Consider the following 14,305-nt stretch of genomic DNA (forward strand, 5'->3'; position numbering starts at 1 on the left):
CCGTGGTCTGACGACCTGTGTGGCCCGCGCCACTACCTTCGAATCGTGACTGTGATCGCGACCGAAAGCCTGAGCAAGCGGTTCCCGAGGGTGACCGCGCTTGACCGGCTCTCCATGGATATCGGGCCCGGTGTGACCGGACTCGTCGGGGCCAATGGAGCCGGCAAGTCCACACTGATCAAGATCCTGCTGGGTCTGTCCCCCGCCACGGAGGGCCGCGCCGCCGTGCTCGGCCTCGACGTCGCCACCAGCGGCGGCCAGATCCGCGAGCGCGTCGGGTACATGCCCGAGCACGACTGTCTGCCGCCCGACGTCTCGGCCACCGAGTTCGTCGTCCACATGGCGCGCATGTCCGGACTCCCGCCCACCGCGGCCCGCGAGCGCACCGCGGACACCCTGCGGCACGTCGGGCTCTATGAAGAGAGGTATCGCCCCATAGGCGGCTATTCGACGGGCATGAAACAGCGCGTCAAGCTCGCCCAAGCACTCGTGCACGACCCCCAGCTGGTCTTCCTCGACGAGCCGACCAACGGCCTCGACCCGGCCGGGCGCGACGAGATGCTCGATCTGATCCGCCGCGTCCACACCGACTTCGGCATCTCGGTCCTCGTCACCTCGCACCTCCTGGGCGAGCTGGAGCGCACCTGTGACCACGTCGTCGTCGTCGACGGCGGCAAGCTGCTGCGGTCCAGCTCCACCACCGACTTCACCCAGACCACCACGACGCTGGCCGTCGAGGTCACCGACTCCGACGAACGCCCCGACGGCACGACAGCGCTGCGCGAAGCCTTGCGCGGGCGCGGCATGGAGACCGAGACCGGCGGCGAACTGCCCGGCGCCGGCCATACGATCCTCCTCACCGCCGACGGCGAGGAGACGTACGACCTCGTGCGTGACCTCGTCGCCGACCTCGGCCTCGGCCTGGTCCGGATGGAACAGCGCAGGCACCACATCGCGGAGGTCTTCAAGGACCAGGACGCCGCACGGCCGGAGCCCGTCTCCGAGCCCGTGGGGGCCACGACCGCGGCCGCACAGCAGACAGGAGGCGGGCGCGATGAGCGTTGAGTCCACCCAGATCCACAACATCGGCTACCGCGACTACGACGGACCGCGGCTCGGCCGTGCGTATGCCCGCCGCTCGCTCTTCTCGCAGAGCCTGCGCGGCGCGTACGGACTCGGGCGCTCAGCCAAGTCCAAGGTTCTGCCCATGATCCTCTTCGCGGTGATGTGCCTGCCGGCCGCGATCATGGTGGCCGTCGCCGTGGCGACCAAGGCCAAGGACCTCCCCGTCGACTACACGCGCTACGCGATCGTGTTGCAGGCCGTCATCAGCCTCTTCCTCGCCGCCCAGGCACCGCAGACGGTCTCCCGCGACCTGCGCTTCAAGACAGTGCCGCTGTACTTCTCAAGGCCCATCGAGCGCGGTGACTACGTCCTCGCGAAGTTCGCCGCCATGACCTCCGCCCTCTTCGTCCTCACCGCCGCGCCGCTGCTCGTGCTCTACATAGGGGCGCTGCTGGCCAAGCTCGACTTCCTGGACCAGACGGAGGGCTTCGGCCAGGGCCTGGTCTCCGTGGCGCTGCTCTCGCTCCTCTTCTCCGGCATAGCCCTTGTCATCTCGGCGGTCACACCCCGCCGCGGCTTCGGCATCGCGGCCGTCATCGCCGTCCTGACGATCACCTATGGAGCGGTCTCCACGGTCCAGGCCATCGCCTACGAGCAGGGCAGCACGGACGCCATCGCCTGGCTCGGGCTGTTCTCGCCCATCACGCTCATCGACGGCGTGCAGACGGCGTTCCTCGGCGCGACCTCCGCCTTCCCCGGCGGGGACGGACCATCGTCCGGTGTCGGCGTCGTCTATGTACTCGTCGTGCTCGGCCTCATCGCCGGCTGCTACGGCGCGCTGATGCGCCGCTACCGAAAGGTCGGCCTCTAATGACCACCATCAGCATCGACCACACGTCCCGCTGGTTCGGCAACGTGGTGGCGGTCAACGACATCACCATGAACGTCGGTCCGGGAGTCACGGGGCTCCTCGGCCCGAACGGCGCGGGCAAGTCGACCCTCATCAATATGATGGGCGGCTTTCTCGCCCCCTCCACGGGCAGCGTCACGCTCGACGCCAGGCCGATCTGGCGCAACGAAGAGATATACAAGGACATCGGCATCGTCCCCGAGCGCGAGGCGATGTACGACTTCCTCACCGGCCGCGAGTTCGTCGTCGCCAACGCCGAGCTGCACGGCCTGGACGAGCGGGCCGCCAAGAAGGCGCTCGCGACCGTCGACATGGAGTACGCGCAGGACCGGAAGATCTCCACGTACAGCAAGGGCATGCGCCAGCGCGTGAAGATGGCCTCCGCCTTGGTCCACGACCCCTCCGTGCTGCTGCTCGACGAGCCGTTCAACGGCATGGACCCCCGTCAGCGCATGCAGCTCATGGAGCTCCTGCGGACCATGGGCGACCGGGGCCGCACCGTCCTGTTCTCCTCGCACATCCTGGAAGAGGTCGAGCAACTGGCCTCGCACATCGAGGTGATCGTCGCCGGACGGCACGCGGCGAGCGGTGACTTCCGCAGGATCCGCCGCCTGATGACCGACCGGCCCCACCGCTATCTGATCCGCTCCAGCGACGACCGGGCCCTGGCCGCCGCGCTGATCTCCGACCCGTCGACGGCCGGGATCGAAGTCGATCTCAAGGAGGGCGCGTTGCGCATCCAGGCGGTCGACTTCGGCCGGTTCACCACGCTGCTGCCTCGCGTCGCCCGCGAGCACGGCATCCGGCTCCTCACGGTCTCGCCATCGGACGAGTCCCTTGAGTCGGTCTTCTCCTACCTCGTCGCGGCCTGAAAGGGAGCCTCATGTACGACCCCACTGTCGCCCGGCTCACCTACCGGGCCCTGCTCGGCCGCCGCCGGGCACTGATCCTCCTGGCCCTGCCCGTCCTGCTGGTCGTCATCGCCGGCGCGGTGCGCGGCTTCAGCGGCGCCGACGACCAAGTGGCCGTCGACGTCCTGGGCGGCTTCGCGCTCGCCACCATGGTGCCGATCATCGGCGTCATCGCGGGCACCGGCGCCATCGGCCCCGAGATCGACGACGGCTCCGTCGTCTATCTGCTCTCCAAGCCGGTCAAGCGGCCCACGATCATCTTCACCAAGCTGATCGTCGCCGTCGCCGTGACCATGGCCTTCTCCGCGATACCCACCTTCATCGCGGGCATGATCCTCAACGGCAACGGCCAGCAGATCGCCGTGGCCTACACGATCGCGGCGCTGGTCGCCTCGATCACGTACGCCGCGATCTTCCTGCTCCTCGGCACGGTCACCCGGCACGCGGTGGTCTTCGGGCTCGTCTACGCCCTGGTCTGGGAGACCTTGTTCGGGTCGCTGGTGGCCGGTGCGCGCACGCTCAGCGTGCAGCAGTGGTCCCTCGCGGTCGCCGAGAAGGTCGGCAAGGGCGACCTGATCACGTCCGACGTGGGCCTGCCGGCGGCGACGGCTCTCCTGGTGATCGTCACGGTCGCGGCCACCTGGTACGCGGGCCAGAAGCTCAGGGCACTGACACTGGCCGGGGAGGAGTAGGAGACGGGGCCGGGGCCGGACGGGGCCGTCGGCCCCTATCGGCCGAGCAGCCGTTCGAGGACGACCGCGATGCCGTCCGCCTCGTTGGACGTCGTCAGCTCGTCGGCCACTGCCTTGAGTTCTTCGTGGGAGTTGGCCATGGCCACGCCGTGGGCCGCCCAGGCGAACATCGGGATGTCGTTCGGCATGTCGCCGAAGGCGATCGTGTCCACGGCCTTCGCGCCCAGGCGGCGGGCCGCGAGGGAGAGGCCGGTGGCCTTGGTGAGGCCGAGCGGGAGCAGTTCGACGATGCCCTCGCCGGCCATCGTCACGCCGACCAGATCCCCGGCCACCTGGTGCGCCACGGCCGCGAGGGCGTCGTCACCGAGGCCGGGGTGCTGGATGTACACCTTGTTCAGCGGGGCCGACCACAGGTCGGACGGGTCCGTCAGGGAGATGACGGGGAGGGGGCCCTCCTGGACCGCGTATCCCGGACCGGCCAGGACCTCGCCGTCGATGCCGTCGCGGCTCGCGGCGAGGGCCAGCGGGCCGATCTCCGCCTCGATCTTCGCCAGCGCCAGGCCCGCGAGCTGCCGGTCGAGCGTGACCGAGGTGAGCAGCCGGTGCTCACCCGCGTGGTAGACCTGCGCGCCCTGCCCGCACACCGCTATGCCGTCGTAACCGAGGTCGTCGAGGATGTGCCGCGTCCACGGGACCGCACGGCCGGTGACGACGATGTGCGCCGCGCCCGCCGCGGTGGCCGCGGTGAGGGCGTCGCGAGTGCGGTCCGACACCGTGTCGTCGGACCGCAGCAGCGTCCCGTCGAGGTCGGTGGCGACCAGCTTGTACGGGAAGGACGGCGTGACCGGAGCTGGCTGGCTCACTTGGCGACGGGCTCCAGGATCTCTCGGCCCCCGAGGTACGGACGCAGGACCTCGGGCACCACCACGGAGCCGTCGGCCTGCTGGTGGTTCTCCAGGAGCGCCACGATCGTGCGCGGGACGGCGCAGAGCGTGCCGTTCAGCGTCGAGAGCGGCTGGACCTTCTTGCCGTCGCGGTACCGGATGGAGAGGCGGCGGGCCTGGAAGCCGTCGCAGTTCGACGCGGAGGTCAGCTCGCGGTACTTGCCCTGGGTGGGGATCCACGCCTCGCAGTCGAACTTGCGCGAGGCCGAGGCGCCGAGGTCACCCGTCGCCACGTCGATCACCTGGAAGGGCAGGCCGAGACCGGTCAGCCACTGCTTCTCCCACTCCAGGAGGCGCTTGTGCTCGTTCTCGGCGTCGGCCGGGTCGACGTACGAGAACATCTCGACCTTGTCGAACTGGTGCACGCGGAAGATGCCGCGGGTGTCCTTGCCGTACGTACCCGCCTCACGGCGGAAGCAGGGCGAGAAGCCCGCGTACCGCAGGGGCAGCTTGTCGGCGTCGATGATCTCGTCCATGTGGTAACCGGCGAGCGCGACCTCGGAGGTGCCGACCAGGTAGTAGTCGTCCTTCTCCAGGTGGTAGACGTTCTCGGCGGCCTGGCCGAGGAAGCCCGTGCCCTCCATGGCGCGCGGGCGGACCAGGGCGGGCGTCAGCATCGGGATGAACCCGGCCTCCGTCGCCTGCGCGATCGCCGCGTTCACCAGGGCCAGTTCGAGCAGCGCGCCGATACCCGTCAGGTAGTAGAAGCGCGAGCCGGAGACCTTCGCGCCGCGCTCGACGTCGATGGCGCCCAGCGCCTCGCCGAGCTCCAGGTGGTCCTTGGGCCGGAAGCCCTCGGCCGCGAAGTCACGCGGGGTGCCGATCGTGTCGAGGACGACGAAGTCCTCCTCGCCGCCGACCGGGACGTCCGTGTGGACGATGTTGCCGAGCTGTCCGAGGAGGCGCTTGGTCTCCTCGTCGGCCTCGTCCTGCGCGGCGTCGGCGGCCTTGACGGCGGCGGAGAGCTCGCCCGCCTTCTTCAGGAGCTCCTGCTTCTCCTCCGGCGACGCCTTGGGGATCAGCTTGCCGAGCGCCTTCTGCTCGGAGCGCAGCTCGTCGAAGCGGACGCCGGACGACCTGCGCCGCTCATCGGCGGAGAGCAGGGCGTCGACGAGCGCGACGTCCTCTCCACGGGCGCGCTGGGAGGCGCGAACACGGTCGGGGTCCTCACGGAGCAGGCGAAGGTCAATCACCCCTCAAGGCTACCGTTGTGCGGTTCGGGCCCACGACTCCATATTCCCGTCCGTGCGTTATAGCCGTTTTGTCGGTTGTCGACACCAGCGCCGGTAGCGGGTTCGCCGCTTTTCCGGATGGGCGGGAGCGGCCGAAAAAGCTCTTCGTCGCGTGCCCTCGTACGTTCGTCGGCGCATGGTCAATAAAAGGGGCGCCCTCCCTGAAATGGGGCAGAACGCTTACGTCGCCTTGACCTGACGGCCGTGTGGGAAGCGGGACTTGGGGGCTCCGCCCACCCCGGTTGTCCACAGGAATGGGCGCCTCAGGAAAGTTATCCACAGGGTGTGCGAAAGATCTGTGGATGCCGGAAGAGGGCATTCCGAAAGCCGCAAGTGCGACGAAGGAATCCCTTCCCAAACCACCCTCTCAACCACTTTCGAGTGGAAAAGGTTCGCTCCAAAGAGTTGATCAATGGAAAAGGGTGGACGAGGGGTGACGTGCGGGACGGTGGTGGGACTTGGGTCCTGTGGACCGATTTGTCGACCATGTCACACCTCGCTGTCGACTTGTCCCCAGGTCGAGATGCGAGCCTGTGGATAACTTCTGTGGACAACGTAAATCTGCAGGTAGGAATGGCGTCCGGGGCGGTATCCGGGGCGCCCGTCGGCCGCTGGTGGCTAGAAACGGCCGTCCTGGCAGCGCGCCAACCAGTCGGACGCCGCCGCGAACTCCACGTCCGACGTCCCGGGCCGCAGTTCACGTACGTCCGCCGACGTCATCCCGGCCCGCGGGTACGAGCCGAGGAAGCGCACCTGGGGGCAGATGCGCTTGAGGCCCATCAGCGCCTCGCCGACGCGGCGGTCGGTGATGTGTCCCTCGGCGTCCACCGAGAAGCAGTAGTTGCCGATGCCCTGGCCGGTCGGGCGGGACTCGATGCGCATCAGGTTGACGCCCCGTACGGCGAACTCCTGGAGCAGTTCGAGCAGGGCGCCGGGGTGGTCGTCGCCCAGCCAGATGACGACCGAGGTCTTGTCGGCGCCGGTCGGAGCGGCCGGACGGGCGGGGCGGCCGGTCAGGACGAAGCGGGTGGCGGCGTTCGCCGCGTCGTGGATCTCGCTGACCAGCGGTTCGAGGCCGTACGTCGCCGCGGCGAACTCCCCGGCGAAGGCGGCGTCGAAGCGGCCCTCCTGGACGAGACGCGCACCGTCCGCGTTCGAGGCCGCCGACTCCCACAGGGCGTCCGGCAGATGGGCCGCGAGCCAGTTGCGCACCTGCGGCTGGGCCACCGGGTGGCCGGTCACCGTCTTGATGTCCTTGAGTACGGTGCCGGGGCGTACGAGGAGCGCGAAGGTGATCGGCAGGACCACCTCGCGGTAGATCATCAACGGCTCGCCCTTGGCGAGTTCGTCGACGGTGGTCGTGACGCCGCCCTCGACCGAGTTCTCGATCGGCACGAGCGCCGCCGCCGCCTCGCCGTTGCGGACCGCGTCCAGCGCGGCGGGCACGGACACCATCGGGACGAGCTCCCGGGTGGCCGCTTCGGGCAGCGTGCGGAGAGCGGCCTCGGTGAAGGTGCCTTCGGGGCCGAGATAGGTGTAGCGCGTCGCCGACATACCGTCACCCTAATGCGCCGTACGTGGCACGGCTCACGCGTCTCACGCACCGACCCCCGCCCCGGCGTGACCACGCCGCACACCCGTACCGAACCGGGTTCGCCCCGGAAGGCAGGGGTCACGCCTCCAGCAGCCGTTGCCCCACGTACTCGCCCTTGGCCGCCCCGCCCGGCACCGCGTAGAGGCCGCTCGCCTCGTGGCGGATGAACTCCGAGAGGGCGTCGCCCCGGTCGAGCTTGCGCTGCACCGGGACGAAGCCGCGCATGGGGTCCGCCTGCCAGCAGACGAAGAGCAGGCCCGCGTCCGGTTCGCCGTGGGAGTCGAAGCCGTCGTGGTACGAGAACGGGCGGCGCAGCATGGCGGCGCCCCCGTTCTGATCCGGCCGGGTGATGCGGGCGTGCGCGTTGACGGGGATGACGACCTTGCCGTCGGGCCCCGTCTTCTCCAGCTTCGGCTCGGTCGTCTCCGTGCCGCCGGTCAGCGGCGCCCCGTCCGACTTGCGCCGCCCGATCACCGCTTCCTGCGCCTTCAGGCCGAGCTTCTCCCAGTCGTCGAGCAGCATCCGGATACGGCGTACGACGACGTAGGAGCCGCCCGCCATCCAGGCGGGGTCACCGTCGGCGGGCACGAAGATCCGCTCGTCGAAGTCCTTCTCCGAGGGCTTCGGATTGTTCGTGCCGTCGATCTGGCCCATGAGGTTGCGGGTCGTCATCGGGTGCGCGGTGGCCCCCGGCGAGCGGTTGAAGCCGTTCATCTGCCAGCGCACGCGCGCCGCACCGGAGGCCTCCCGCTGGAGCGCCCGCAGGGCGTGGAACGCCACCAGCGGGTCGTTCGCGCCGACCTGCACCCACAGGTCGCCGTTGCCGCGTGCCTTGTCCAGGTGGTCCGAGGAGAAGTCCGGGAGCGGTTCCAGGGCGGCCGGGCGCTGCTTCTCGAGCCCCGTACGGGCGAAGAAGGAGGCACCGAAGCCGAAGGTGACGGAGAGCGAGGACGGGCCCGCGTCCCGCGCCACCGCCGTGTCGTCGTCGACCGGTTCGCCGGCCATCAGCCGCTCGGCCGCGTTCGACCAGCGGCGCAGCAGCGCCGCCGCCTCCTTGCGGCCCGCGCCCGCCTTCAGGTCGAAGGCGACGAGGTGGCCGCGGGACTGCATGGGCGTGGTGATGCCGGGCTGATGTTTCCCGTGAAACATCACCTGCTCCGCGCCGATCGAGACCAGCTCCGTCCCCGATCCGGCCGAGCCGGACGAGGAGGACGGTCCTGACGGGGAGCCCGCCGCGTATCCGGCGATGCCGCCGCCGGTCGCGCCGATGGCGAGGCCGGTGGCGCCCATCGCGAGGCCGGTCGCGCCGGCCGTGCCGAGCAGTCGGCGCCTGGAGAGCGGGCGGGGACCTGCGGCGCCGTCAGCGGCCGCGGCCCCGCCAGTGCCGCCGGCACTCCCTGCCCCGCCAGTCCCTGTGGCTCCGCCAGTACCCGTGGCCCGGCCAGTACGCGTAGCCCCGCTGGTTCCCGTGGACCCGTTGTCCGCCATGGTGTTTCCGTTCAGCCGATCTGCGCGTTCTTGTCGACCGTGACCTGGTCGATGTCGGAGGTCCGTACCGTCACCTTGATCTCCCAGTCGCCCGCCATCGGGATCTGTACCCCGCTCGCGGTCCAGTGTCCGGTGGCGATGCGGTCAGGGGCCACGGGCAGCGGGCCCACGTCCTTCTCCTTGAGGGTCAGGGAGACCTTCACCTCGGGGATGTCGAAGGCGCTGCCGTTGGGCCGCTTCACATACACGTGGAGGTCGTTGCTGCCGGTGCGGCCCGGGTCGAGGTCGAGCTGCACCGTGCCCTTGCCGTCCTTGGCGCCCGTGTCGAAGGGCATCTTGACGACGAGCGGGCCCGAGCGCTGGGCCGCGGCGGCAGACGTGGCCTGGGCGGCCTCCTCCTCGGTGCGGCCGGGCTCGGTGGTCGTCAGGATCGTCGTGACGGCCAGCAGGACGACGGCGACGCCCGCCTCGGTGAGCACCGAGCGGCGCAGGCCGGAGCGGTGCGGATCGGCGTCGCGCACGCGCTTCTCGCGGGCGGTGGCCATGGCCGCCCGCTGGCGCGCGAGCTGGGCGGAGCGCTCGGCGGAGCCGTCCGCGCTCGCGGCACCCGCGGGGACCGTGACCGGCTGCTTCCGCCTCTGCTTCTGCTTCTGCTGCTCGGGGAGCTCCGCGGACTCCTCGCCGGGAGTTCCCTCTCCCGCCGCTTCCTCGCCCGTCGTCTCCTCGGCCGCCTTGGCACTCTTCCGCTCCGCGCGCCGCTCCACGACCGTGGCCGTCGGCGCGACGCCGCCCGTTCCGGCGACGATGCGCCCCGTCCAGCGCCGCGAGATCGCCGCGACGCCCACCAGGACGACGACCAGGCCGATCTTGACGAGGAGGAGCTGCCCGTACCGCGTGTCGGTCAGCGCCGACCACGAACCGACCTGCCGCCACGACTGGTAGAGCCCGGTCGCGGCCAGCACGACGACGCTCGTGAACGCCACGCGCGAGAATCGCCGCACGGCCGTCGCCTCCACCGAAGAGGTGCGGTACAGCGCCACGACCAGGGCCGCGAGCCCGCCGAGCCAGGCGGCGACGGCCAGCAGGTGCAGTACGTCGACGGGCATCGCGATGCCCGCCTGGATGCCGGTCGAGGCGTGCTCGGCCATGGCCCAGGTCGCCGCGATCCCGATGGCGACGACCGTGCCGCCGATGGCGAGCCCGAAGGTGAGGTCCTTCTTCTCCCTGGGGTCCTCGCGCTTCTCGTACGCCCCGAAGAGCACCGCGATGAACAGCGCGGCGGCGGCGAGCAGCAGCAGCCGGGAGACCAGGGCCGCGCCGGTCTTGGTGTTCAGGACGTCGCCGAGCTTGCCCATGTCGAAGACGTCGGCGAGCTTTCCGGAGCCGGTGTAGGGGGCGCGCAGCAGGAGCAGCGCCAGCGTGGAGGCGGTGAGGGTGACCCAGCCGTACGTCACGAGCCGCTGCACGGGCCGTACGCCCGCGCCGCGCGGCCAGCAGCCGAGCACGAAGGCGGCGCCGCCGACGACCAGGATGAACCCGGCGTAGGAGAAGTAGCGCGCGATGTCGTAGAGCACGCCGACGAGGCCGCCGCCCGCCTCCTGGTCGGGCAGGGCCGCCTTGGTGTCCGAGGGCGCGCCGATGGAGAACGTGAAGGCGCCGGCGACGGGGTGGCTGTCGGCGGACACCACTTGGTAGGCGACGGTGAAGGTGCCGTCGGGCAGGCCCGGGCGCAGCTTCACGCCGTAGGTGTTGGCGCCCAGGTCGGTGGTCTTCCCCGTGTCGACGCGCTTGCCGGCCGGGTCGAGCACCCGCACCGAGCCGTCCGACATGGCGACCTTCTCCGAGAAGGTGAGCTTCACCTGGGCGGGAGCCTTGTCGACCACCGCTCCCTGCTTCGGGTCGCTGCCGGTCAGCGCGGCGTGCGCGGAGGCCGGCGCGGCACCGGCGAGGAAGGCACCGGTCGCGGCGATGAGCACGAGTACGAGCCGCCACAGGGCGGCGGTGCTCCTGGAGCGGGGAGCGATGGTCTCTGTCAACAGTCCGTCCGTCCGTCAGTGCGACGCGTGCGTCACGTGCGACGTGTGTGACATGTGGGTGTTCCCGGTGCCGTCGGTGCCGTCAGTGCCGTCGGGGCTGTACGTGGCCTCCTTGACCGGCACCTCGATCGTGATCGGGTCCGACGTCCGGAAGTGCAGCGTCATGGCCACCTTCTCGCCCTGCTTCGGCTTGCGCTTCAGCTTCTCGAGCATCAGGTGGTTGGCGCCGCTCGTGAACTTCAGCTCGCCGCCCGCCGGTACGCCGAAGGACTTCTCCTCCTCCATGACGCCGCCCTTGGTGCTGTGCAGCGTGACGGAGCCCGCGATGTCGCTGGTGGCGGAGGTGAGACTGTCGGCGGCGCCGCCCTTGTTGGTGACCGTGAGGAACCCGGCCGCCATGTCGGCCGCGGTCGGCTCGGGGATGTAGGCCCCGGAGACCTTGAGCTCGGGCTTCTTCGCGGTCTCGGCGGTACCCGAGCCGGAGTCCCCGCACCCCGCGAGGGCGAGCGTGCCGGCCAGCGCCAGGGCCCCGCCCACGAGCGCGCGGCGTCGTCCGGTCGTACGGAGTCGGCCGGTGGTGCGGTGGGTCACGGGGTCTCTCCCTTGAGGAGCTTGGGGAGGTCCTTGGTGTAGTCGGCGGCGGTGGCTTCCTCGCCGTAGAGGACGTAGCCGCCGTCGGTCTTCGGCGAGAAGGCGATGACCTGCGTGCCGTGCATCGAGACGACCTTGCCGTTCTTGTCCTTCTTGGACGGCTCGATGCTGATGCCGAGCTGGCGTGCGCCGGCCTGGATGGTGGCGAAGTCGCCGGTCAGGCCGGTGAAGTCGGCGTCCACGCCCTTCAGCCACTTGCCGAGCTCGGCGGAGGTGTCCCGCTCGGGGTCGGTCGTGACGAAGACGACCTTGAGCTTGTCCTGGTCGGCCTTGGGCAGGGCCTTCTTGGCGACCGCGATGTTGTTCATCGTCAGCGGGCAGACGTCGGGGCAGTGCGTGTAGCCGAAGTAGACCAGCGTGGGCTTGCCCTTGGTCTCCTCGCGCAGGTCGTACTTGGCGCCGTGCGTGTCCTTCAGGACGAGGTTCGGCTTCTCGAACTCCTTGTCCAGGACGGTCGCCACCTTGCCCGAGTCGGCCTCGGTGGAGACGTCGGCCACCGGCTTCTTGCCGCCGTCGTCGTCACCGCCGCCGCAGGCGGTCAGGGTGAACGCGGCCACGGCGAGCAGGGCGGTGGCCGTGAGCTTCTTGCCCGCGGCGATGGAACCGACAGTGCTCTTCGAACTGTTCTTCGAACTCTTGGTGCGCATACGAAAATGTCCCAGATGTGAGGGGGCCGGGGTGCACCGGGGGCGGTGTGGCGCCGTCGCGGCGCACCCCGAGGGATGGCTCAGGCCGGCGGCTCAGCCGGTGACGCGGCGGCGGCCCGCGAGCACGCCGAACGCGACGCCCGCGACGCCGACGGCGATGCCGACGATGCCGAGGACACGGGCGGTGGTGTCGCTGCTGTCCGAGGAGTCCGCGGCGCTCTCGGTCTTGGCGTCCTTGGCGTCAGCCTTGGTGTCGTCGGCCGCGCCACCGCCGTGGTCGTCGGAGGCGGCGGTCAGCGCGAGGGTGGGCGCGGGGTGCTCCGGCTCCTCCTGGCCCTTCTGCTGCGGCTCGATCCAGCGCACGACTTCCTTGTTGTCGTACGTCTGGACGGCCTTGAAGACCAGCTCGTCGGCGTCCTCGGGGAGCTGGCCCATGGAGACCGGGAACTTCTGGAAGGTGCCGGGCTTGATGCCGCCCTTGTCGTCGGCGGTCCAGGTGACCTTGGTGATGGCCTCGTCGATCTTCTCGCCGTGGATCTCCAGCGGCTTGTCGAGCTTGGACTTGGTGGTCTTCACGCTCCAGCCGGGGACGGGCTCCGTCATCACGGAGGCGAGCGGGTGGTCGGCGGGGAACGTGACCTCGAGCTTGTTGGTCGAGGCGTCGTCCATCTCGTTCGGCACCTTGAAGTTGACGGTGGCGTAGCCGCCCTTGGCGGCCGCGCCCTCCGGCGAGACGCTCACGTGTGCGAACGCGGGGGCGGAGAGGACGAGAACGGCGGAGGCGGCGACGGTGCCGGCGGCGGCGATGCGGGACATCTTCATGAGGAACACTCCACTTTCGAGAGCGGTGACGGGTACGCGCTCAGCCGTACGTGGCGAGCGGTATCCAGCACTCAGGACTCAGTACTCAGCAGTCAGGACTCAGCAGTCAGGACTCAGTACGAGGGGGTACGAGGGGGAAGCGCGCGGCCGGTTGATGTGCACGCGCGCGTGCGTGCCGCCGGTGGCGACCCCTCCGTACCGATGGGTGGAGTGCGTCGCGTCAGGCGGCGAGTTCGACGTCGGAGGCGCCGGCCGGAGGTCCGCGCCTGATCAACGTGTCCTTGAGCGCGACCGTGCACGGCTTCGGCGGTGCCAGTAGGGCGGTCCGCGGAACCGGCGGCCCGGCCGTCTCGGGCGCTCCGGGCAGACCGGCCCGCAGGGCGCGTACGAGGGTCAGGGCCGAGCGCAGGGAACGTACGAGCGCCCCTTCCGCGACCTCGTGGGCCCCGTGCGCGAGCCGGACGAGCCGGAGCAGCGCGAGGTCGCCGCGCCGCAGCAGCCAGCCGGCGGCGAGGGCCGCGAGGAGGTGGGCGACGAGCATGGGCAGGGACGGCAGGAGCGCCTCGGTGCCCATGGAGCCCATAGAGCCCATCGAGCCCGTCGGGCCCATCTGGCCCGTCTGCATGGAGTCGAGCGCGCTGTCCGCGGCCGAGGCGGCGGACCCGCCGTGCTGATGCATGGCGGAGTGTTCCGCTCCGCCACTGCCGCCGCCGCTGCCGCCCGTGCCGAGCCCCGCCGTGTTGAGGATGCGGTGGGCCTGCGCCGGAGTGATCGTGGCCGCGCCCGCGCCGCAGACCAGGCGCGCGGCCCGCTCCACCAGGGTGGCGTCACCGGCACCCTGGACGGCGGCCGTGCCGTGCTGGCCGAGCCCGAACAGGGCGTGCAGCCCGAGCTGTCCCACCGCGAGCAGCGCGGCGATGCCGGGCAGCGAACGCGCCCGCCCTGCGAGCGGCAGCGCCACCGCGAGTACGGCGGCGAAACCCGCGGCGAGCGTCCACAGCGGGACGGCGACGCAGGAGGCGAGCACATGGCCCCCGGCGGACAGCACGACACAGACCGCGGCGAACATCGCGGCCCTGAGCAGCCGGAGATCAACTCCGTCACGCGGCTGGCGCTGGTGGGGGGCAGTCATGGCGGGGTCATCATCGCACTGGGCCCTTCCTCCGCACACGGCAGGTCCGGAAGGTCCTGTTCCGTCCAGCTACAGGAACGGGGGCGGGCCGCGCGTCCGCCGTATGGGCGGCATCACGTGTGCGCGGTGCTTATTCGTGGTCACTCGCGGCAATACGTATCGGTATGTCGAGCCGCAGCCA

Annotated in this window: 13 protein-coding genes; 4 read left to right on the forward strand and 9 right to left on the reverse strand. The window is 70.5% G+C overall.

All coding sequences use genetic code 11. The annotated features are described in order from the left end of the window. Window positions 1-51: 51 nt before the first annotated feature. The 4 genes from ACZ6JY_RS06205 to ACZ6JY_RS06220 are packed head-to-tail and all read left to right on the forward strand — an operon-like array spanning window position 52 to window position 3,578. Window positions 52-1,065, forward strand: a complete 1,014-nt coding sequence (locus ACZ6JY_RS06205) for an ABC transporter ATP-binding protein (protein WP_469193025.1) — start codon at window positions 52-54, stop codon at window positions 1,063-1,065. After that, window positions 1,055-1,936, forward strand: coding sequence for an ABC transporter permease (locus ACZ6JY_RS06210; RefSeq protein ID WP_469192730.1), 882 nt, complete (start codon window positions 1,055-1,057; stop codon window positions 1,934-1,936). Before ACZ6JY_RS06205 ends, ACZ6JY_RS06210 begins: the two co-directional genes overlap by 11 nt. After that, window positions 1,936-2,847: an ABC transporter ATP-binding protein gene (locus ACZ6JY_RS06215; protein ID WP_469192732.1), complete on the forward strand. Its 912-nt coding sequence runs from the start codon at window positions 1,936-1,938 to the stop codon at window positions 2,845-2,847. Before ACZ6JY_RS06210 ends, ACZ6JY_RS06215 begins: the two co-directional genes overlap by 1 nt. 11 nt (window positions 2,848-2,858) lie before the next feature. Next, on the forward strand, window positions 2,859-3,578 hold the full coding sequence (locus ACZ6JY_RS06220) for an ABC transporter permease subunit (RefSeq protein ID WP_469192734.1): 720 nt from the start codon (window positions 2,859-2,861) through the stop codon (window positions 3,576-3,578). A gap of 35 nt (window positions 3,579-3,613) precedes the next feature. On the opposite strand, the gene ACZ6JY_RS06225 is transcribed toward ACZ6JY_RS06220, so the two are convergent. From ACZ6JY_RS06225 to ACZ6JY_RS06265, 9 genes are all read right to left on the reverse strand, one after another. Beyond that, on the reverse strand, window positions 3,614-4,441 hold the full coding sequence (locus tag ACZ6JY_RS06225) for an HAD family hydrolase (RefSeq protein ID WP_469192736.1): 828 nt from the start codon (window positions 4,439-4,441) through the stop codon (window positions 3,614-3,616). After that, entirely contained in the window at window positions 4,438-5,715 is a 1,278-nt protein-coding gene (gene serS / locus ACZ6JY_RS06230; RefSeq protein ID WP_469192738.1) for a serine--tRNA ligase, read from the reverse strand. The genes ACZ6JY_RS06225 and serS overlap by 4 nt, the downstream gene beginning before the upstream one ends. Before the next feature lie 657 nt (window positions 5,716-6,372). Further along, window positions 6,373-7,308 (reverse strand): prephenate dehydratase, encoded by a 936-nt coding sequence (gene pheA, locus ACZ6JY_RS06235; RefSeq protein WP_469192740.1) that lies wholly within the window; start codon window positions 7,306-7,308, stop codon window positions 6,373-6,375. 118 nt (window positions 7,309-7,426) lie between these two features. Beyond that, entirely contained in the window at window positions 7,427-8,836 is a 1,410-nt protein-coding gene (efeB, locus tag ACZ6JY_RS06240) for an iron uptake transporter deferrochelatase/peroxidase subunit (protein ID WP_469192742.1), read from the reverse strand. A gap of 11 nt (window positions 8,837-8,847) precedes the next feature. Beyond that, on the reverse strand, window positions 8,848-10,872 hold the full coding sequence (locus ACZ6JY_RS06245) for a copper resistance CopC/CopD family protein (RefSeq protein ID WP_469192744.1): 2,025 nt from the start codon (window positions 10,870-10,872) through the stop codon (window positions 8,848-8,850). Window positions 10,873-10,887: 15 nt separating this feature from the next. Then, window positions 10,888-11,463 (reverse strand): copper chaperone PCu(A)C, encoded by a 576-nt coding sequence (locus tag ACZ6JY_RS06250; RefSeq protein ID WP_469192746.1) that lies wholly within the window; start codon window positions 11,461-11,463, stop codon window positions 10,888-10,890. Beyond that, window positions 11,460-12,170, reverse strand: a complete 711-nt coding sequence (locus ACZ6JY_RS06255) for an SCO family protein (RefSeq protein WP_469192748.1) — start codon at window positions 12,168-12,170, stop codon at window positions 11,460-11,462. The genes ACZ6JY_RS06250 and ACZ6JY_RS06255 overlap by 4 nt, the downstream gene beginning before the upstream one ends. 93 nt (window positions 12,171-12,263) lie before the next feature. Continuing rightward, a complete protein-coding gene (locus ACZ6JY_RS06260) occupies window positions 12,264-12,992 on the reverse strand; it encodes a YcnI family copper-binding membrane protein (RefSeq protein WP_469192750.1) in 729 nt (242 codons plus the stop codon). Window positions 12,993-13,212: 220 nt separating this feature from the next. Continuing rightward, complete coding sequence (locus ACZ6JY_RS06265; RefSeq protein ID WP_469192752.1) at window positions 13,213-14,124, reverse strand: hypothetical protein; 912 nt, start codon at window positions 14,122-14,124, stop codon at window positions 13,213-13,215. Between the last annotated feature and the right edge of the window lie 181 nt (window positions 14,125-14,305).

This window comes from Streptomyces sp. NPDC046335 (assembly GCF_055587985.1).

Excerpts from the sequence above, each read along its gene's own strand:
- ACZ6JY_RS06210 (WP_469192730.1), top strand. The coding sequence starts at position 1,055 with ATGAGCGTTGAGTCCACCCAGATCCACAACATCGGCTACCGCGACTAC.
- ACZ6JY_RS06215 (WP_469192732.1), top strand. The coding sequence starts at position 1,936 with ATGACCACCATCAGCATCGACCACACGTCCCGCTGGTTCGGCAACGTG.
- ACZ6JY_RS06220 (WP_469192734.1), top strand. The coding sequence starts at position 2,859 with ATGTACGACCCCACTGTCGCCCGGCTCACCTACCGGGCCCTGCTCGGC.
- pheA (WP_469192740.1), bottom strand. The coding sequence starts at position 7,308 with ATGTCGGCGACGCGCTACACCTATCTCGGCCCCGAAGGCACCTTCACC.
- efeB (WP_469192742.1), bottom strand. The coding sequence starts at position 8,836 with ATGGCGGACAACGGGTCCACGGGAACCAGCGGGGCTACGCGTACTGGC.
- ACZ6JY_RS06255 (WP_469192748.1), bottom strand. The coding sequence starts at position 12,170 with ATGCGCACCAAGAGTTCGAAGAACAGTTCGAAGAGCACTGTCGGTTCC.
- ACZ6JY_RS06260 (WP_469192750.1), bottom strand. The coding sequence starts at position 12,992 with ATGAAGATGTCCCGCATCGCCGCCGCCGGCACCGTCGCCGCCTCCGCC.
- ACZ6JY_RS06265 (WP_469192752.1), bottom strand. The coding sequence starts at position 14,124 with ATGACTGCCCCCCACCAGCGCCAGCCGCGTGACGGAGTTGATCTCCGG.